General features: G+C 41.3%; 21 protein-coding genes. 12 read left to right on the top strand and 9 right to left on the bottom strand.

Annotated elements, in window-relative coordinates; translation table 11 throughout:
• Window positions 1–25: 25 nt before the first annotated feature.
• The 4 genes from E3D81_RS16610 to E3D81_RS16595 are packed head-to-tail and all read right to left on the bottom strand — an operon-like array spanning window position 26 to window position 2,261.
• A complete protein-coding gene (locus E3D81_RS16610) occupies window positions 26–427 on the bottom strand; it encodes a hypothetical protein (RefSeq protein WP_099365054.1) in 402 nt (133 codons plus the stop codon).
• On the bottom strand, window positions 411–1,163 hold the full coding sequence (locus E3D81_RS16605; protein ID WP_099365053.1) for a class I SAM-dependent methyltransferase: 753 nt from the start codon (window positions 1,161–1,163) through the stop codon (window positions 411–413). Before E3D81_RS16605 ends, E3D81_RS16610 begins: the two co-directional genes overlap by 17 nt.
• Window positions 1,154–1,888, bottom strand: coding sequence for a DUF2071 domain-containing protein (locus E3D81_RS16600; RefSeq protein ID WP_099365052.1), 735 nt, complete (start codon window positions 1,886–1,888; stop codon window positions 1,154–1,156). Before E3D81_RS16600 ends, E3D81_RS16605 begins: the two co-directional genes overlap by 10 nt.
• On the bottom strand, window positions 1,872–2,261 hold the full coding sequence (locus tag E3D81_RS16595) for a DoxX-like family protein (protein WP_099365051.1): 390 nt from the start codon (window positions 2,259–2,261) through the stop codon (window positions 1,872–1,874). Before E3D81_RS16595 ends, E3D81_RS16600 begins: the two co-directional genes overlap by 17 nt.
• Before the next feature lie 176 nt (window positions 2,262–2,437).
• Here E3D81_RS16595 and E3D81_RS16590 point away from each other — a divergent pair, with 176 nt between their 5' ends.
• On the top strand, window positions 2,438–2,839 hold the full coding sequence (locus E3D81_RS16590; protein ID WP_134778283.1) for a hypothetical protein: 402 nt from the start codon (window positions 2,438–2,440) through the stop codon (window positions 2,837–2,839).
• Between the two features lie 52 nt (window positions 2,840–2,891).
• On the opposite strand, the gene E3D81_RS16585 is transcribed toward E3D81_RS16590, so the two are convergent.
• Window positions 2,892–4,121, bottom strand: a complete 1,230-nt coding sequence (locus tag E3D81_RS16585; protein WP_134778282.1) for a glycosyltransferase — start codon at window positions 4,119–4,121, stop codon at window positions 2,892–2,894.
• 70 nt (window positions 4,122–4,191) lie between these two features.
• Here E3D81_RS16585 and E3D81_RS16580 point away from each other — a divergent pair, with 70 nt between their 5' ends.
• From E3D81_RS16580 to E3D81_RS17655, 6 genes are all read left to right on the top strand, one after another.
• Window positions 4,192–4,773 carry a tRNA-(ms[2]io[6]A)-hydroxylase gene (locus E3D81_RS16580; protein WP_099365048.1) on the top strand — a complete coding sequence of 194 codons (582 nt, stop codon included), beginning with the start codon at window positions 4,192–4,194 and terminating at the stop codon, window positions 4,771–4,773.
• 92 nt (window positions 4,774–4,865) lie between these two features.
• Complete coding sequence (locus tag E3D81_RS16575; RefSeq protein WP_134778281.1) at window positions 4,866–5,903, top strand: Atu2307/SP_0267 family LLM class monooxygenase; 1,038 nt, start codon at window positions 4,866–4,868, stop codon at window positions 5,901–5,903.
• A 117-nt stretch (window positions 5,904–6,020) separates the two neighbouring features.
• Entirely contained in the window at window positions 6,021–6,908 is an 888-nt protein-coding gene (locus E3D81_RS16570; RefSeq protein WP_134778280.1) for a DUF4349 domain-containing protein, read from the top strand.
• A gap of 21 nt (window positions 6,909–6,929) precedes the next feature.
• A complete protein-coding gene (rlmN, locus tag E3D81_RS16565; protein WP_134778279.1) occupies window positions 6,930–8,006 on the top strand; it encodes a 23S rRNA (adenine(2503)-C(2))-methyltransferase RlmN in 1,077 nt (358 codons plus the stop codon).
• A gap of 252 nt (window positions 8,007–8,258) precedes the next feature.
• Window positions 8,259–8,513 (top strand): hypothetical protein, encoded by a 255-nt coding sequence (locus E3D81_RS16560; protein WP_134778278.1) that lies wholly within the window; start codon window positions 8,259–8,261, stop codon window positions 8,511–8,513.
• 80 nt (window positions 8,514–8,593) lie between these two features.
• The gene (locus tag E3D81_RS17655; protein WP_410528427.1) at window positions 8,594–8,707 is read left to right on the top strand and encodes a ComF family protein; all 114 of its coding nucleotides are present in this window, start codon (window positions 8,594–8,596) and stop codon (window positions 8,705–8,707) included.
• A gap of 59 nt (window positions 8,708–8,766) precedes the next feature.
• Here the strand turns inward: E3D81_RS17655 and E3D81_RS16555 are convergent, their stop codons facing one another.
• Window positions 8,767–9,153, bottom strand: coding sequence for a VanZ family protein (locus E3D81_RS16555; protein WP_099365043.1), 387 nt, complete (start codon window positions 9,151–9,153; stop codon window positions 8,767–8,769).
• A 190-nt stretch (window positions 9,154–9,343) separates the two neighbouring features.
• Here E3D81_RS16555 and E3D81_RS16550 point away from each other — a divergent pair, with 190 nt between their 5' ends.
• From E3D81_RS16550 to E3D81_RS16535, 4 genes are all read left to right on the top strand, one after another.
• Window positions 9,344–9,679, top strand: coding sequence for a PadR family transcriptional regulator (locus E3D81_RS16550; RefSeq protein ID WP_099365042.1), 336 nt, complete (start codon window positions 9,344–9,346; stop codon window positions 9,677–9,679).
• A 25-nt stretch (window positions 9,680–9,704) separates the two neighbouring features.
• Complete coding sequence (locus E3D81_RS16545; RefSeq protein WP_134778277.1) at window positions 9,705–11,579, top strand: PspC domain-containing protein; 1,875 nt, start codon at window positions 9,705–9,707, stop codon at window positions 11,577–11,579.
• Window positions 11,580–11,669: 90 nt separating this feature from the next.
• Window positions 11,670–14,090: an outer membrane beta-barrel family protein gene (locus E3D81_RS16540; RefSeq protein WP_134778276.1), complete on the top strand. Its 2,421-nt coding sequence runs from the start codon at window positions 11,670–11,672 to the stop codon at window positions 14,088–14,090.
• Window positions 14,091–14,174: 84 nt separating this feature from the next.
• Window positions 14,175–14,762, top strand: coding sequence for a TIGR00730 family Rossman fold protein (locus E3D81_RS16535; RefSeq protein WP_134778275.1), 588 nt, complete (start codon window positions 14,175–14,177; stop codon window positions 14,760–14,762).
• On the opposite strand, the gene uxaC is transcribed toward E3D81_RS16535, so the two are convergent.
• The gene (uxaC, locus tag E3D81_RS16530; RefSeq protein WP_134778471.1) at window positions 14,759–16,165 is read right to left on the bottom strand and encodes a glucuronate isomerase; all 1,407 of its coding nucleotides are present in this window, start codon (window positions 16,163–16,165) and stop codon (window positions 14,759–14,761) included. The two genes, E3D81_RS16535 and uxaC, sit on opposite strands and share 4 nt — an antisense overlap.
• Before the next feature lie 101 nt (window positions 16,166–16,266).
• Entirely contained in the window at window positions 16,267–16,674 is a 408-nt protein-coding gene (locus tag E3D81_RS16525) for a hypothetical protein (RefSeq protein WP_134778274.1), read from the bottom strand.
• 169 nt (window positions 16,675–16,843) lie between these two features.
• On the opposite strand from E3D81_RS16525, the gene E3D81_RS16520 reads away from it, so the two are divergent.
• Window positions 16,844–17,680 carry an ATP-binding protein gene (locus E3D81_RS16520; RefSeq protein WP_134778273.1) on the top strand — a complete coding sequence of 279 codons (837 nt, stop codon included), beginning with the start codon at window positions 16,844–16,846 and terminating at the stop codon, window positions 17,678–17,680.
• 88 nt (window positions 17,681–17,768) lie between these two features.
• Here the strand turns inward: E3D81_RS16520 and E3D81_RS16515 are convergent, their stop codons facing one another.
• Window positions 17,769–18,434 carry a peroxiredoxin family protein gene (locus E3D81_RS16515; protein ID WP_099365149.1) on the bottom strand — a complete coding sequence of 222 codons (666 nt, stop codon included), beginning with the start codon at window positions 18,432–18,434 and terminating at the stop codon, window positions 17,769–17,771.
• Between the last annotated feature and the right edge of the window lie 56 nt (window positions 18,435–18,490).

Genomic DNA, 18,490 nt, shown 5'->3' with positions numbered 1-18,490 from the left:
GCATATGGTCAAACAGCTAATGCAATTAAAGAGCCTTAAAAAAGACGTTAAAATTCACATACGTAAAATATATCCAGGTGAAAATAAATAGGATATGAATACCGGTTTCTACTCGTTTTCCTCGCCATAACAAGGAAGAATAACCAAAAAATTGTATCCCTAGTCTGAATAACCAAAAGATGCCCATACCTAAACAGATCCGTTTTCCAAGCTCTGTGTTGATCAGCAGTTCGGCAGAACTAAGATTGAGTATGCCCATCAAAAAAACAGTCAATGCGATAAAAAAAGTATGCACCTGCATCATCTGTTGGTTCAAAAGACTTAATTTATGTAGCTCATTTTTCCAATCGAATTTCCTAGGAAAAAAAAGATGGATAATGGCCAATAGGATTTGAACTATCCCAACTATTTTAAGCTGTACTTCCATTTTTTTTAAATTTATAAGCAGTAATCAATTGATGGATTCCTTGCTTCTCTTCGACCTTAAATCCTGCTTGCTTAAAGTTGTTTAGCCATTCTTTTTCCGAATAGAAATGAAAGAAACCTATGTTATAAACCAAAAAGTTCTTCCAATCTCTACGATGTTCCACGAGGAGAACTTCGCCATCAGGATGTAGAATGCGTAGGAGTTCTTTTAAAAATGTTTTCCTTTCTTCCCGATTCCGGATTTCATGCGCTGAAAATATTAAAAATACCCGATCAAAATAATTGTTTTCGAAGGGAAGGTGGTTGCTTTTTATTGGAATACAATCTTCCCTGTTTGGATACATTTTTCGAGCTCTTTTAATAGAGATTTCGGTATGTTTTTGGGGGTCATAAAAATCAGCAATGGCTAATAATGAGGGAGATTTTTCTTTTATGATAGCACTGCTTTCATCAAAACCTGCATGGATATTTAAAACTTGGAGACCCGTCAGATCTTTTACAAAATGGAATCGATAGAGATCAGATTGGTCATACAGCAACCAAGAAACAATCAATGATACCAAAGTGGATAAGGTGGATATCCATAAAAAAACCTTTAAATAGACCGCGTAAGGAAATGGTATGATGAGCAGGATATTTATTCCACCTAATACTATCAGCAGGAAAATAATATAAAAGTGCCAATTGAAATAAATGATGTTTTTGATCCCTTGAAATCGTCCTCTTTCTAGCCCCATTTTTCAACCCTTCCTTTCTTCCAATAATAGGGGATATTGGTAATGCTGAACGCACTGGCCAATATCTTTTTTCCGGAAATGTAATCATCTAGAAATCCAATTTGATAATGCTGGATGTGGATGGGGTTCGGAATCCAATCTGTTCTTTTTCCTTCTACGATATGGATCTCCTTATTTTCTTTGTTTATATAAAAAGTAAAGGGTAGGGGCCCGGCATAGCGTCTTGCTGTTTTCCAATCTGGGAAGGGAGAATCCACAGGTAGCTTCGGATCATGGATATGCGTTGGAAATTCGATCTGTAGACGATGTTTTGAGGATTGTACAAGCGTTTGATGCGCTTGTTCTTCCCATTGTATGTCCATGTGCTTATAATGGTAATTGGTCAATACGTTTCCCATGATTTCCATTAAGCGGCTATCTGTCGCTGATCCAAGGATATAAAGCCCTCTAAGATTTTTCCTCTTTTGCGTGGTATACCGGACAAAAATTCGATACCCTACTAAGATAAAATTCCTTCCAAGGAATTTTGGAAATCCCTTTGGTCTTAAGTGCTTGGTCCTTACTAAAGCAACCGCCAAAAAAGCCCATTTATTATCGTAAATCTCCAAAGTCAGCGGTTCTGGAACATAGTTAAGTAGCTCTTCGGCCGGAACGGAAAAGGTGAGCACAAGGGTCTGTTCCAAATTGGCCTGCATGGCAATTTGCTGATTATTGAAGTTTCCCATAGCCTTTCTGATGTGGGGAAGACGATAGTACAAACGCTTCCAAAAATATCAAACATGCAAAAAGTATGGCAAAAACTAAATTGAACCTACCCCATAGCAACAAATTCGGCGCTAGGAAAAATTCAATTACATTCATACCGAGAACTAAAATGATCTGAAAGATGGCTGTAGGTTTAGGATATCTTCTGAAAAAAATCCAAATACCCAATAGGATTTCCATAAAGCCAATAATAATGGTTAAAGTCCTTGCATGTTCCTTTGATAGGATCTCTCCAACGATCTCCTGATGTCGTGGCACCTGGTTAAATATTTTACAATATAGACCATTGATTAACCAAACCAGAACAATGAAATAATGCAGGAGTTTTTCCATAGAAAGGTGATTAATGCCATCTTATTGGCTTCATTAGTTTAAATATAATAAAAATGCGGGTAACCTTCGGCAAGCTCCATTAAGAGATTATTTTCCCGTTTTAACATTTATTGGCATAATGATTGGAAAGTATGGCTTGGAGTAATAGATAAATGTTAGAAAATAGCAGCATAATTATGAAAAAGTTAATGATATTGGGTTTAGTGGCTTTCGGTTTAGCTTCTTGTAGTGAAGATACTATTGATAATATCGGCCGAGATACCGCTCAGAACATCATCCGTTCCAACCAATGGGAGGATGTGGTAAGAACAGAATTTGTGGACGGTAAAGAGGTCTTTAGAGATACCTTGGTAAAAGATCCACAGTATATGAATTTCAATAAGGATGGGTATACCTACATCATGATGGGTCAAGATGGAGCGAAATCTTATCCATATGAAATGCCAAACTCGAAAACTATGATTTTTGATGGCGTTACTTATACCATCAAGGAAAATATTATCACTACCATTGTGAAATTCAGCATGGAAAACGTAACGAATGGTAAAACCACGAGATACGAATTTAAAAGACGTTAAGATTAAACTTAATATGAGAACGTAAGCCGTATCATTTTAAAATGATACGGCTTCATTTTTTCTTCCCATTTTTGGCTTCGATCCAAAGAGACATGTATTTGCTGGCAGCAAATTGATTGCTCCATAGTATCTGCCCTACAAAATTCCTTGCGCGATGTATTTCTAGATTATCCTTGATAGGAAGCAAAACATTTAGCAATTGTTTTTTCTCTTGCTTTGCTTTCCATAGCTCACTTAAATGCTGTCCTCGATCCTGCGAACTTCTCCAAATATCTTCCTGATTATACAATTCAATGGATCGTTCTACAAATTCATCATCTTCCTCACAGATAAACCCTGGCCAATTTCCCTCGATAAGCATGCCTTCCGCACCAACCGCACTCGTAACAATGGGCGTCTGGGTAGCCAGTGCATCCATGAACTTACCTTTTTGCCCGGCCCCAAAGGGAATCGGAGCTAACAAGACCCGATAACCTTTCATGGTTTCCAAAGCAGATTCTGCCCTTCCCTTAATAATAAAACCGGAAGAAGGTTTATTTAGTTCCCAAACCTTTTGGCTGGGATACGCCCCATAGATATGCAATTCTGCCTGAGGAAGTCTTTTCCTGATCGATGGCCAGATCCGCTTTAATTCCAAAATCGTCCGCCAATTCGGCTCATGAATGAAATTCCCAATAAACATAAAATCCTTCCTTTCCTCGAAAGATGGGAGTTCATTGTCAGGGATGTAATCCCGGTTTAATAATGGAAGATAGACCAATAGGGATTCCTGAATATGAAACTGCTTAATCAACAAGTTCATTTCGTATGCTGAAATGATAATGGTAAGATCCGAACGATAGATGCTTGCGATCTCTCGCTTGGCAAGATCGGAATATAAGGAAAGCTCATTCAATTCCATCTCCTTTTTGAAGGCATCCTGCCTCGCCTGCCTCAAAAAGTGGAGATCTTCCGTATCCAGGATATGGATCGCTTGCGGACAATTTTCCCGAACTCGCCAGCTGTACTGTTCTTCCACCATAAATCGATCGAACATCACGTAATCAGGTTTCAAATCTCGTACATACGCATCAAAGGAGTCGTCGTTCAAGAGGATCGCCTGTTTTTGTATTCCCAGTTTTTCCAATGGATAGGAATGTTCGCTTTTACTGGCCGCCGAGGCAAAATGGATCTCAAATCCCTGCTCCCGGAATATTTCGATCAATTGGAGGATCCTCCAACCAGCGGCGGAAGATTCTGGTTCTGGCCATACCAGACCAATAACGAGCAAACGATTTTCCATTCTACAAAAATGAGTAAATTAATTCTATAAAGCTTAATTTACTACCTTTGTAATTTATATTGAACAGGCTATGTTAGGACTTAAACTATTAACAGATCCCCGTTGGGCAAATATTGCAGAATCCAATCTATGCGAAATATTGACAGATCATGCTTGGTGTGAACAAAAGGCGGCCTCAAATGCCATCACCCTGATCACCCAGAACCCTGAATTTGAAGATCTGGTGCATGAACTGACCGCGATTGCCATCGAAGAAATGGAACATTTCAAAATGGTGATCGAAATCATCAAAGCCAGGGGCTATACCTTGGGCCGCGAGCGCAAGGACGATTATGTAGGTCAACTGATGAAATTTGCTAAAAAGGATGGATCCAGAAACATGGCTTTTATCGATCGGTTATTGTTTGCCGCCATGATCGAAGCGCGCAGCTGCGAAAGGTTCCGGGTGTTGTCCAAAAATATTGAAGACCAGGAATTGGCAACCTTCTACCATGACCTGATGGTATCCGAAGCCAATCATTACACCACCTTCCTCAACTTTGCCCGTAAATACAGCACGGATGTTGATGTGGACAAACGTTGGAAGGAATGGTTGGATTTCGAAGGGGAGCTGATCCAATCTTATGGAACCAAAGAATATATCCACGGGTAATCTTTATTACCCATGGATATTCTTTCTTATCATACATCAAGGAATAGGGAGTTTATACTCCCTATTTTTGTAGTATAAAATAGGAGCAAATTATGTTAGAATTAGGAATAGGAATGTTTGGGGATTTGCAAATAGATCCACAGACAGGAAAAATACAAGCTGCGCAAGATCGCATGCAGGAAATAATCGAAGAGATCAAATTGATGGATGAGGTTGGTTTGGATTTCTTTGGAATGGGCGAGCATCACCGTGCCGATTATGCGGTGGCATCTCCCGAAATCATTTTGGCAGCGGCAGCTTCCGTGACCAAAAAAATCAAATTGGGAAGTGCTGTTTCGGTATTGAGCTCAGCGGATCCGGTGAAATTATTCCAGGATTTCGCAACAGTGGATCTGATCTCCAATGGACGTGCTGAAATCATGGCAGGACGCGGATCTTTTATCGAATCTTTTCCGCTTTACGGCTATGATCTGAAAGATTACAGTTCCCTGTTTGAAGAAAAATTGGAGCTTTTGCTCCGTCTGAATAAATCGGAAACGGTTAATTGGACCGGAAAACATCGCGCAAGCCTGGTGAACCAGACCATATACCCAAGACCAGTGAACAACAGCATGCCAATCTGGGTGGCTGTAGGTGGCACAACTGAATCTGTTATTCGTGCCGGACGCTTAGGTCTACCTGTTATGTTTGCCATCATCGGTGGTTCGCCGATCAATTTCAAACCTTTGTTTGAAGTGTATGAACAAGCTTATCAGGATAATGGCCACGATATGGCGAATTTCCAAGTAGGTGTGCATATGCATTCTTTCTTTGGAGAAGACAGCAAGGAGATTGCCGATTGGTATTACCCATTCTATTCCGCTCAGATGAATAGGATCGGAGCTTCTAGGGGATGGCCTGCTTACCAAAAATCGCAGTATGATTATGGTCGTTCAAGACATGGCCACCTGATCGTAGGCGATGTGAATGAATCGGTGGAGAAAATCCTTCAGATGCAGGAAACCTTCGGTTTGACCAGGTTTTCTGCCCATATGGATGTGGGTAGCCCTGACCATAGCAAAATGATGAAAGCCATCGAATTCTATGGCAATCAGATTGCACCAAAGGTTAGAGCTGCGGTAAATAAATAAACAAATCACATTGTTATAACAATGCCCTCTAGGATGAAAATGACTAGAGGGCTTTTTTATTTTAGAATTCTTTATGGAATTGTTGGAAGAAACGCATCCTAGCCTAAACTCATAGCCATGAAAAAAATATTTTTAATCTTACCCTTGAGCATGTTGCTGTTTGCAGTAGGCTGTAATAGAAGCATGGAGCATTCGGAAGAGGCGCTCGTTTCGGAGGTATCGACCAGTAAACAGGCTGATTATGCAGAAGCTCCAGAAGTTGCTGCCGCTGATGTTGCTGCAGGAGCAGCGGTAGATGCTGCAGCAAACCCTGTAAACCCCGTGAACCAACAGCTTAAAATCATCCGTAGAGGTGATCTATCCATAGAATCCAAAGATATTCAAGCAAGTAAAAAGAACCTGGATGTTTTGTTGAAGAAGATGGGTGGCTATTATGAGCAGGAATCCTCCACATCCAACCGGGATGAATTGACCACATATAACCTGGTGATCCGCGTTCCTTCCAAACAATTGGATGCCTTTATGGGCAACCTGGAAAATGGGAAGGACAAAATCACCTCCAAGAGCATGACCTCTGAGGATGTTTCTATCCAGTATTATGATGTGGAATCCCGCTTGAAAAGCAAAAGGGCATACCTAGCGCGGTACCAAGGAATGGTAGCATCGGCAAAGTCCGTGAAGGACCTGTTAGAAATACAGGAGCAGATCCGTTTGTTACAAGAAGAGATCGATAGCTCGGAAGGTTTATTAAGGAATCTGAGTGGTCAGGTGGATTATTCCAGCATCAACATCAATCTATTTGAATATAATGCCAATCTGCCAATGGGTAGCAACTCTTTCTGGTCGAGATTGAAGGATTCCTTTGTTTTTGGATGGAATCTGATCGAAACCTTGGCTTTGGGTATCGTAGGATTATGGCCGGTCTTAATCGTTGTTGGTTTAGCCGTTGCCTTGATAAAAAAGTTCCGCAAGAACAGAAAAAACAAGTTTTTGAATAAGGAATAATTTTTGACGTATCTTTGTAGCGTGGAAAAAGCAATTAAATTGGTAGATATTAGAAGTTTGAGTTTGGCACAACTCAAAGATGCACTGGTAGAAATGGGCGAGCAGGGCTTTCGTGCAAAGCAGATTTATGAATGGCTTTGGCAAAAATCCTGTACCGATTTTGATGACATGAGCAATTTGAGCAAGCCTTTGCGGGATAAATTGAAGGAACGATTCGCCATCAATGCCGTAAAAGTACGCCAATCACAAATCAGTTCTGATAAAACCATTAAAAGCAGCTTTACTTTGTATGATAACAATGTTATCGAAGGGGTCCTTATTCCTGCAGACGATCGGATGACCGCCTGTGTGAGCTCCCAAGTAGGCTGTAGCTTAACCTGCAAATTCTGCGCTACGGGGTATATGGATCGCAAAAGAAACCTCAATGCAGATGAAATTTACGATCAGGTGGTATTGATTGCTAAACAAGCGCAGGAGAAATATAACCACCCATTGACGAACATCGTGTATATGGGAATGGGCGAACCATTGTTGAATTACAGCAATATGATGAAGTCGGTAGAGCGTATTACAGCTCCCGATGGGCTGAACATGGCAGCTAAACGCATTACCGTATCCACAGCGGGAATAGCCAAGATGATCAAGAAGTTGGGCGATGATGAAGTACGCTTCAATTTGGCGCTCTCCCTACATGCGGCCAACGATAAGAAACGCAACGAGATCATGCCGATCAACGAGCAGAACAGTTTGGCAGCGTTGGCAGATGCACTCAAGTACTTCTATGCGAAGACCAAAAACCCTATCACTTTTGAATATATCGTTTTCAACAATTTTAACGATGAACTGGAAGATGCCAAAGAGTTAGCGAAATTCTGTAAACATGTTCCTTGTAAGGTGAATATCATTGAATACAACCCCATCGCCTTGGCAGACTTCTTAAATGCCGAAGCTGATAAGATCGATCAATTCGCTGAATACCTTAGAAAGCAGGGAATCATCACCAATGTACGCCGTAGTCGTGGAAAGGATATAGATGCCGCCTGTGGTCAATTGGCGATCAAGGAAAAGGATAACACCGAAGCTGTTGATCAAGCTTAAAAATAAGTTAATACCTGTTCAATAGGGATTTCTTAACAGATACCAAGCTTTCTGAAAAGATATCGCTTGCAGGTGTTAACAAATTATTTCCAAGCATTTTTCCATTAATTCTTTCCTGAACAGTGTCATGCCTGTTCAGCCTTATTGGTCGTTCAGGAAGAGTTTATTTGTACAAAATGCCTATTCCACCTCCCTTTTACACAATTCCACAAAGATCCTAACAATCCATGTATACAACAGTTAAAGGACAGAGTGCCTTTAGTCAAGGCAGCTGCCATGCTGCATTTGAATGCCTCTAGCCGTGTAGAAGTATTGCTCTATCACCTGAAGTACGGAAATAAACCCAAAGTAGGATTATTCTTGGGAAAGCGTTATGCTGAAATACTGATGGAAGATGGTTTCTTGAAGGATATGGAGGCCTTTATCCCCATACCTTTCCACCCCAAAAAAGAAAATGGCGGGGGTATAATCAAACCGAAGAATTTGCCAAGGGTTTGCATCAAATAAGCGGGATTCCAATTCATACCAACATCCTGAAAAGGAAAGTCCATACCAAAACACAGACCTTGCTTTCTAGATACGAACGCATGAAAAATGTAGAGGGGGTATTCGAAGTACTGCCCAATAAGCTGCTTTCCGGTAAGGAGTATATCCTATTGGATGATGTATTGACCACAGGAGCTACGCTTAGTTCGGCTTGAGAAACTCTTCAGGCCACCTATCCAAGCACTAAATTCTCCATATTTTGTATCGCTAAGGCTTAATCGTACTGTGCCCGACGGTTGTACAACAGTAGATAGCTGAATAGAGCCATCCCAATACCTACATAATCCGCAAAAACATCCCACCACTCTGCATGTCTGCTATTGGTGAAATACATCTGCGCACCTTCCGTTAAGAACGCAAAGAAAGAAGCGGATATCAAGGCGATGAAAAAGGTTTTCCATTTTCCAGCTCTTCGTTTCGTGTCTATGACTCTTCCAAATAATATTAAGGTTGTCAATAAATAAAAACAGCCAGTGTGTACCAATTTGTCAAAACCGGGGAAGTAATTGCCTGATGGTAGGTTGTCGGGTGGCAATAAGAGCAACGTCATCATGATTATTGCCCAAAGAATTGCCCATGCGTAATTTATAAGCCAGTTCATTATGCCTAAAGTCGGATTAATATCTCGTAATAAAAAGTCTTTTCAGGTATTTTTTATAATGATTACATTTTCTTAATCTTTTTATTTAAAAATTATTACGCTGTAAATCAGCTAATTACATACGTATTTTAAATTTTTATAGTACTATGTATTGCAAAGTACCATCCAAAGGATATATCTTTGTATTGTTATGATAGCAGAAAATACACAAACCCAAATGAGGAAAGGAATACTGGAGTACTGTATTCTATCCATAATTTCTCGGGGAGAAATATATGCCTCAGACATCATTGCCGAATTGAAGAAGGCAGAGTTGTTGGTGGTTGAAGGGACGCTCTATCCACTATTGACGAGGTTGAAGAACAATGGCTTGTTGAGTTATAGTTGGCAGGAGTCTACATCAGGTCCACCAAGAAAGTACTACCAGATTACTTCCGAAGGATTGGAAGTGTTGAAGAAACTGGATATCACCTGGAAGGAATTACTGTTTGCCGTGGAGATATCGATTGCTAACCGTGAAATATAATCTAAACTATTAACTAAATACTGTCATGAACAAGACCATCATCATTAATATAAATAGTATCGTTTTCCACATAGAGGAGGATGCATACGAGACCCTAAGGGCCTACATGATCGAGATCAAGAGGCACTTTGGAAAATCAGAGGATAGCCGAGAAATCCTGGAAGATATCGAAAACCGTATTGCTGAAATGTTTTCCGAGCGCATCCATAGCGGGCGTAAGGAAGTCATCAATATGGAAGATGTCAATGAAGTCATCGCCCAAATGGGACGCGTAAGTGATTTCGATTCGGAATTAGAGGATGAAATCCAGAACGAAAACCGTTCGGAAGCACGTACTGAAGCGAACACATTCCAAGCGGAGGGAGAGCCTACTTTTGCAGAAGAGCCGAATGCTATACAAGAAGAGCCCGTTGATAACGAATCGAGCTTTGCGAATTATACCATGTCGAAAAGATTGATGCGCGACATGGACGATAAGGTTTTCGGTGGGGTATGTAGCGGTTTGGCGCAATATTTCAACATCGAATCGAAATGGGTAAGGATCATCTTCATTCTGTTTTTCCTTTTCGGAGGATCAGGGGTGTTATTATACTTTGTACTTTGGGCGGTCATGCCGAAAGCATTAACACGGGCAGATAAATTGGCGATGCGTGGGGAGCAGGCAAACCTGCATAACTTCAAGAAATCGTTCGATGAAGAGATGAAGAATGTACGGGAAAATTTTTCGGGCGCCGGCGAGCAGTTTAATCGAGGAGCACGTTCGGCAGGTGATGTGATAGGTAGATCCTTCTCGATTATAGGTAAGATATTTGCATCCATTGGTTTGTTTGTGTCTGGAGCGACCGTTGTTGGTCTGTTCATCTTCTGGGTGTTCAATGTACTGAACATCATGGGATATGATAATGACATCTACTTTCCACCGTTGGAAATATTGGAGCCAACCTCTGCATTCATCGCGATAACAGCAGGATTTTTAGCTATCGGTATTCCTTTCTTGGCTTTTTTCTTCCTGATGTTGAGGGTATTGTTCAAAGGAAGTCCATTGAATAATTATGCAAGTGTTTCCATGTTTGCCGCTTGGGTAGGTTCCATCATCGTGATCCTATATATGGTGATCGTTACGAATCAGGAATTTAAAGAGGAAAGTACGATCAGTGTGGAAAAACCATTGGAGAAAAAAGCCCAGTATACCATTTCCTTAAATGATGTTCGAGTGATCAAAGCTTCGGATGAGGATTTCAGATCCAATAAATTTGAGGTGACCAGGAATGGAAAAACCATATCCGGGGTATTAAGGGACAATATCGGAATCCGTTTCGAAGCCATTGATTCCTTGAAGGCGCCTTATATGCAGTACAATTATTTTTCGAGAGGAAACAGTTATGGTGATGCATCAGCACGTGCTTCCCAGATCAAATACCAGGTACAGCAGAACGGAGAAAATATCCTTTTCGACAGCCATTTCTCGATCCTTAAACAACCAATCATTAGGGATCAGCACGTGAGCATCAAAATGTTCCTACCAATCGGTACAAAAGTGATGATCAACGACAATGTAGAAAACAAGGTGCAGGATATTTGGGCTTATGACTGTCCGAACAATGAAGGCGAGAAACTTTCAGAATGGATCATGACCAAAGCGGGATTGCGTTGTGTGAAGAAAATGGAAGAAGAGCGTTTAAAAGCTTTGGAAGACGCTAAAGAAGAGGCGGAAGAAGCGGAGAAAGATGCCAAAGAAGAAGCAGAAGATGCCGTTAAAGAGGCACAGCGAGAAGCGAAGGAAGCCTTGAAGGAAGCGCAGAAAGAAGCAAAAGAAGCGCAGAGAGAGGCCTTCAAGCAGATCAAAGAAGCGCAGGATGAGGTTAAGAAACAGATCCGGGACGCTCAGCGTAATAGCTAAACAAAAAAATAACATAGACGAAGCAACCTATAGAAAGGAAGCTTCGTCTATTAAATAAAACCAAACTTTGAAAACATATAAAAACTAACCATGGGAAGAACAATTACCCTCTTTATTTTGATGCTTGTCGGGATGATAGGCCAATCATTTGCGGGCATGCAGGATGCGGATGTAAAGGGCAAAGTCATCAATGCAAGCAATCAACCAGTAGCCTCCGCTTCGGTTTACCTGATGTCGTCATCAGCAAACGTGCTGATCAAAACGGCAGTAACCGATGAGAATGGCGATTACAGTATATTAAAAGCCCCTAAAGGAAGCTATTACATCCAAGTGACATCGGTAGGTTTTGCCGTGACAAAATCGTCCGTTTTTGAATTGGGCGATAAAAATATCCAGGTGCCTACTATCCAATTGAGTCCACAGAGCCAAGCTATTGAAGCCGTAACGGTTCAGGGACAAGTTCCCATGGTTCAGAGCAAAAATGGAAAACTGGTCCTTAACGTGGAGAATTCCACCGTTGCTGCAGGTAACAATGCCTTGGAGGTCTTGAAAAGAGCGCCAGGGGTAAGCGTCGATAAGGACGATAATCTGCAATTAATGGGACAGCAAGGTGTAACAATTACCATCGATGGGCGACAAACCTTTATGACGGGAGAGCAATTGGCTACTTTCCTGAAATCTACCGATGGTAGTATGATCAAAAGTGTGGAAGTAAGTACCACACGTTCCGCAAAAGATGATGCGGAAGGTGCGGTAGGCTCTATCAATATCGTGATGAAAAAGAACAATTTAGAAGGATTTAATGGAACATTCTTGGTGAGTGGCGCCAAAGGCGAACACTACCGTGGGAACTCCAGCTTAAACCTCAACTATAAAAAGAACAATAACACTTTGTTCGGTTCTTATGCCTATACCCAGAACAAACGTCAATTTGATCTTGATCTGGAACGCACCATCGCCAATGGCAATGTTTCCACCGATTTTAATCAGGAGGCTTTCTTGGTGGAAACCGAAAAGAACCACAATTATAGATTCGGCGTGGAGCAGAAGACTTCCAACAGGAATACCATGATGCTCCAGTTCACCGGAAACAATAACGAGGAGATCAGTGAGAATATTTCCAATACCGATATTTCCAAAAACCCTTCGGTCGTAGATTCTATCCTAAGGACCACCGCCATCAGTGATAATCGTTTCAACAGATACTCGACCAACTTTAACAACGAGTATAAATTGGATACATTAGGTAGCAGGTTGGTATTCGATTTTGATTGGAGCATGTTCAAGAACAGCAACGACAATGATTATATCTATAGAACCGAAAGACCGGATGGCAGTCTTTATTATCCTGTTCAAAAAGAACGTTCAGCCATGCCATCGGCCATCGATATCTATGTGGCCAAATTAGATTTAGAGAAAATCGTTGGAAAGGGTAAAATAGAAACCGGACTGAAATACAGTAATGTAAAATCCGATAATAACCTGCAGTTTGATTCCTTAACGCAGGCTGGGGACTGGGTAGACATCGCCAATCGCTCGAACCTGTTCATCTATACCGAACAGATTGCAGCCGCCTATGCGGATTATAGCAGAGCCATCGGAAAATGGTCGTTGAAAGCAGGTTTACGCGGAGAATATACCATTTCGGATGGTAATTCCGTAACCAAGAACAACCGCGTAAAACGGGATTATTTTGACCTGTTCCCTTCTGCAAATGTAGGGTATAACATCAGTCAGAACCATATCCTTAACTTTGGCTATGCGAAAAAGATCACCAGACCGAATTATAGGTTCTTGAATCCTTTCCGTTATTATATTGATAAGTTGACTTACCAGGAAGGTAACCCTTATGTAAAACCACAGTATACGCATGGGTTGACCTTGACCTATACCCTGATGCAGATGTTCAACTTTACCTTAGGTACCGATATCACGAACGATGCGATGGTGGAAAGTCTAGGCCAGGATTCAATTACCAACGAAACATGGATCACCAGGGATAACTTGGCGAAAACAAGCACCTCTTATATCAACATCAATGCCCCATATCGGGTTGGTAAGTTCTGGACGATGAACAATAACTTTACCGGTATTTACATGCACTTTAAAGGGCCTATCGCGGGGCATTATGCAGACCTTGGTTCCTTTTTTATCCAAGCAAACAGTATGCATACCTTTAAGATCAACAGCGCCCTATCGGCAGAATTGAGCTTTAACGGCAGCACACCTTTCCTATACAATGTGTACAAGATTCACGGTAGATGGAACATCGATGCTGGGATGAACTATAATTTCAAGGACCAACGCAGTTCCCTGAAATTGGCAGTGACCGATATTTTCCGTACGAACAAAAATACGGTTAGTACAGATTTCAATGAATTCCAATCCACTTTTAGACAATATAATGATAACCAGACAGTGCGATTGACATATACCTATAAATTTGGTAACCTGAAACAACAATTCCGCAAGAAGGAATCGAACAACGAGGAAACCAATAGGGCAAATTAAGATTTTGTTTCAATGTTTAGTTAATAAAGGTCGTTGGCTCCCCGCCTCCGGCCTTTTATTTTGATAAAATTGCTAGATTGCAGCATGAAATTAAAACAGATTGTGGTGTTCTGTGCCTCAAGTCCAGGCCATGAAAAAGTATATATGGAATCTGCGCGCATGGTGGGGAAGGTATTTGCCGAAAAGGGCATTCAATTGGTTTACGGCGGTGGAAGAGTAGGTTTGATGGGCGGAATTGCGGATAGCGTGATGGAGAATGGCGGTCAGGTGGTCGGTGTGATCCCAAAATTTCTGAACAGCAAGGAGATAGGTCATACCGGAATCAGCCAACTGATCGAAGTGGATACCATGCACGAACGTAAAGCAAAGATGAATAACCTGTGCGATGCGGTTATTGCGCTGCCCGGAGGATTCGGTACCATGGAAGAACTCTTCGAAATGCTGACCTGGGGGCAATTGGGACTGCATCAAAAACCCGTCGGGCTATTGAATGTGGATGGATTCTACGATCATCTTATCCAGTTCATCAAACATATGGTGGATGCAGGGCTCTTGAAAAAGGAAAACCAGGACATGTTGCTCTATGCCAACAATATCCATGATCTTTTGGATAAAATGGATGCTTATGTTGCCCCTGAAGTGCCTAAATGGCTCAACCTGGAAAGATCCTAACCCTGGAACGGGAAATAGGATTTGGCATTATAATAACAGATATCCTGGATCATTTTTCCGATCCATGGCATATCATGCGGTAATTCGCCATTTTTGATGTCCTCCGCGAAGATATTGCAGAGCAAACGTCTGAAATATTCATGTCGAGGGAAGGAAAGGAAACTCCTGGAATCTGTCAGCATACCCACAAAGCGGCTCAATAGGCCAATATTGGAAAGGGCATTGATCTGTCTGGTCATCCCTTCTTTTTGGTCGTTGTACCACCAACCGGATCCGAACTGCATTTTTCCGATGATCTCGCCATCATTGAAATTCCCGGCCATCGCCGCGAACAGCTCATTATCGGATGGATTCAGGTTATAGATGATGGTTTTTCCGAGCTGCTCCCGGGCAGCCATATTTCCGAAAAAGCGCACCATGGCTTCTCCCTGTTTGTAATCTCCAATACTATCGAACCCCGTATCTGGACCTAAATTCTTCAATGCCCAAGTATTGGTATTCCGGAAAGCACCCACATGGAACTGCTGTACCCAACCTTTTTCGTAGTCCCAAGCCGCAAAATGCACCAACATGGCCGATTTGAACTTGTTGATCTCGTCGTGCATCAAGTGAGATCCGCCCCTGACCTTTTGGAATATCTTGGCGATTTCCTCATCCGTATAATCCTCCGCATAGAGGTGGCTCAAGCCATGGTCGGAAAGGCAACAGCCATTGGCTGCAAAATAATCATGCCTAGCCTTTAGGGCATCCAGGAATTTCTGGAAATTCTGTATCTCCAGGTTGCAAACCTCGCCCAAGCGGTCGACATATTGGTTAAAGTTCTCCGGATGCTCCGGGCTCATCGCCTTGTCCGGTCGGAAAGCAGGAAACATCTTGAAGCAAGATGGATGCTGAGCATATGATTGATGGAATTCCAGGCTATCGATCGGATCATCCGTGGTACAGATTATCTCCACATTCATCTTATTCAACAGGCCGTGCACATTATAGGCGGGATCTCTTAATTTTTCATTGCAATCATGGAAGATACTTTCCGCATTGTTGGAGTGTAAAGTTTCCCGCACATCAAAATAGCGCTGTAGTTCCAGATGGGTCCAATGGTATAAAGGGTTCCGCATGGTATAGGGAACCGTATCGGCCCATTTCTGGAATTTTTCTATATCCGAAGCTTCACCGGTAATATAATGCTCATTGACCCCATTCGCACGCATTGCCCGCCATTTATAATGATCGCCATATAGCCAAGCCTGGGTGATGTTTTCAAACTGATGGCCCCCCGAAACCTGATCGGGTGGTAGGTGGTTATGGTAATCTATGATTGGTAGATCCTTGGCATACTGATGATATAGTTCTTCTGCAATGCTGCTCTGTAATAGAAAATGCTCGTCTAAGAAAGGTTTTATGCTCTCCATTAAATTTAGGGTGAATGGTTAAATTATAAGGAATGAAATTAAGAAATAATCTTTATTTATTGATGTTTACCTTATAATTTTTATAATGGTTATCAAAGTGAGGCCAAAATTTTCCAGCTTTTAAATACGTTCAATTGAATGTGGTCTGGGTATAATGTAGCATTTTCGATTTCATAATCTAATCCGGGTACTAGTCCATTCTTAGAAAGCAGGAGTTTAGTTTGGCCATCTGCACTCCTGACACGCAGAATAACTTTTGTTACCAAATTGTTTTCTAATAGTTGTTCGTGGTTTTTAATGATGAACGTAAGATTGTTGATTTCGTATTTTTGATCTTCACTTTCGATTTGGTGAGCAAAGAGAGACAATATGTATATCCCTAGAACTACAGCAGGAAAAACACCTTTTGCTTTATAGAGATAGCCAATTGATTTTATCGTAAGGTAAAATCCATAAAAGACTAAGGCCAAGTTGATGAGGATCCAAAGTGCTTCAAGCATATTATAATAATTAGAGTTTAATAATTAGTTAGTAGCTGTAAATACAGAGGTTTACCTGAATTTTCTTGCGTTAATAGAATATTAATTTTCGATTGGGTTAATGTGAAATAGGGGGGTTGAACTTTTCTTGCATTAATTTGTTAATTTAGTGAAAACAAACATTTTAACTATGAGATCTTTATTTCTTTCCGCTGCTTTATTAAGTTCTTCTTTATTAGGATCATCCATGCAATCTCATGGGCAGGCTAAATTGGCGCCCTTATGGGAGTCTAAAGAACAGTTACCTGTTCCAGAGTCTGTTCTATATGTTCCAGAACGTAATGAACTTTTTGTTTCCTTGATTGATGGTGATGGGTCTGCTGCTGATGGAAAAGGTGGGGTAGCGATTTTGAACATGGATGGCAGCCTGAAAAATGCAACTTGGGTGGAAGGGTTGAACGCACCAAAGGGAATGGCTTTGTATAAGGATCAATTATATGTGGCGGACATCAATGAGGTCGTGGTGATAGATATTATTACCGGGAATGTGATCAACCAGATAAAAATAGAAGGGGCAGTATTTTTAAATGATGTTACCGTGGATGCGTCAGGAAAGGTATTTGTGTCGGATACTAGGGAAGGAAAAATATATATGCTCCAGAATAATAGACCAAGTCTTTATATGAGCGATGTGCCAAGTGTGAATGGGCTGAAAGTGATCAATGGAAGTTTATACGCGATGGCAGGTCCAGAATTATGGAAAATTGATAATAAAAAGAAAACGGTTATTGCGAAGGGATTGAAACTTGGTGGTGATGGTTTGGAACCTGTGGGTGATGGGAGTTTCTTGGTGACTTTTTGGGGTGGGTTGATATATCATATCTCTGCAAATGGGGAAGTGAAGGAGTTGTTGGATGTGCAAGGGAAAATGAATACCGCAGATTTGGGGTATAATGCAAAGGAAAAGATTTTATATGTGCCTACTTTTTTGAATAACTCAGTGATCGCTTATCAGTTGAGCTTGTAGGTACCGCGTCATTGCGAGGAGGCACGACGAAGCAATCTTTCTATTCGTATAAAAGATTGCTTCGTTCCTCGTAATGACGTGGCCTTCCTTACTTCAACACCTCCGCCAATAAAGCATTCAAATCCTCGCCGTGCAAATTCCTTCCGATAATAATCCCATTCGGATCCACCAGCACATTCTGCGGAATCGCCCGAACCCCATAAGTCTGTCCTGCAGAATTATTCATGTTCTGCAAATCCGAAACATGTTTCCAGGCCAAATTCTGCTCCTTCACATATTTTGCCCAAGGCTCATACTCCCGATCAAAAGAAACCCCTAAGATCTCAAAATTCTTGTCTTTAAACCTCCCATAAGTCTCCAACAAAGCAGGAACCTGTTTCCTACAATCCGGACACCAGGACGCCCAGAAATCGATCAATACATATTTCCCCTTCAGATCCGACAAAGAATAAGGGTCTCCCTCCAAGTTCAACTGCGTAATACTCGGTGCCTTTTTCCCGATCTGCGTACTTTTCAACGCCTTTAAGTATCTTTCAAACAACAATCCATCATTCGATTTCCTTACCTTCTTATCCAATTTCTTAAACAGATTGTTCAATTCTACATATTCCGGGTCATACCCACCAATCCGTTGGATCAACCGTAACGAATTCGCATCTTTCGGATTTGCCTTTACCTGCGCGATCATCTCCTCCTTGCTCTGCCCAAATACCAAACACGGCACCAACATCAGCAAAAACCATATACTTTTCATAGTTCTACAAATTTTATCTATCAAAAATAAAGATAAGCCTTTCATTTAAACGCATT

Source organism: Sphingobacterium sp. CZ-2, assembly GCF_004526235.1.
GTDB classification, from domain to species: Bacteria; Bacteroidota; Bacteroidia; order Sphingobacteriales; family Sphingobacteriaceae; genus Sphingobacterium; species Sphingobacterium tenebrionis.
This window is presented reverse-complemented; position numbering and strand designations above follow the sequence as displayed.

Bases quoted from the DNA above. Each gene is read 5' to 3' on its own strand.
- E3D81_RS17655 (WP_410528427.1), top strand. From the start codon at position 8,594: ATGAAAAATGTAGAGGGGGTATTCGAAGTACTGCCCAATAAGCTGCTT.
- E3D81_RS16570 (WP_134778280.1), top strand. From the start codon at position 6,021: ATGAAAAAAATATTTTTAATCTTACCCTTGAGCATGTTGCTGTTTGCA.
- E3D81_RS16580 (WP_099365048.1), top strand. From the start codon at position 4,192: ATGTTAGGACTTAAACTATTAACAGATCCCCGTTGGGCAAATATTGCA.
- E3D81_RS16540 (WP_134778276.1), top strand. From the start codon at position 11,670: ATGGGAAGAACAATTACCCTCTTTATTTTGATGCTTGTCGGGATGATA.
- E3D81_RS16575 (WP_134778281.1), top strand. From the start codon at position 4,866: ATGTTAGAATTAGGAATAGGAATGTTTGGGGATTTGCAAATAGATCCA.
- E3D81_RS16605 (WP_099365053.1), bottom strand. From the start codon at position 1,163: ATGGGGCTAGAAAGAGGACGATTTCAAGGGATCAAAAACATCATTTAT.
- E3D81_RS16525 (WP_134778274.1), bottom strand. From the start codon at position 16,674: ATGCTTGAAGCACTTTGGATCCTCATCAACTTGGCCTTAGTCTTTTAT.
- E3D81_RS16520 (WP_134778273.1), top strand. From the start codon at position 16,844: ATGAGATCTTTATTTCTTTCCGCTGCTTTATTAAGTTCTTCTTTATTA.
- E3D81_RS16610 (WP_099365054.1), bottom strand. From the start codon at position 427: ATGGAAGTACAGCTTAAAATAGTTGGGATAGTTCAAATCCTATTGGCC.
- E3D81_RS16535 (WP_134778275.1), top strand. From the start codon at position 14,175: ATGAAATTAAAACAGATTGTGGTGTTCTGTGCCTCAAGTCCAGGCCAT.
- E3D81_RS16550 (WP_099365042.1), top strand. From the start codon at position 9,344: ATGATAGCAGAAAATACACAAACCCAAATGAGGAAAGGAATACTGGAG.
- E3D81_RS16585 (WP_134778282.1), bottom strand. From the start codon at position 4,121: ATGGAAAATCGTTTGCTCGTTATTGGTCTGGTATGGCCAGAACCAGAA.
- E3D81_RS16555 (WP_099365043.1), bottom strand. From the start codon at position 9,153: ATGAACTGGCTTATAAATTACGCATGGGCAATTCTTTGGGCAATAATC.
- E3D81_RS16590 (WP_134778283.1), top strand. From the start codon at position 2,438: ATGAAAAAGTTAATGATATTGGGTTTAGTGGCTTTCGGTTTAGCTTCT.
- E3D81_RS16545 (WP_134778277.1), top strand. From the start codon at position 9,705: ATGAACAAGACCATCATCATTAATATAAATAGTATCGTTTTCCACATA.
- E3D81_RS16595 (WP_099365051.1), bottom strand. From the start codon at position 2,261: ATGGAAAAACTCCTGCATTATTTCATTGTTCTGGTTTGGTTAATCAAT.
- E3D81_RS16515 (WP_099365149.1), bottom strand. From the start codon at position 18,434: ATGAAAAGTATATGGTTTTTGCTGATGTTGGTGCCGTGTTTGGTATTT.
- E3D81_RS16600 (WP_099365052.1), bottom strand. From the start codon at position 1,888: ATGGGAAACTTCAATAATCAGCAAATTGCCATGCAGGCCAATTTGGAA.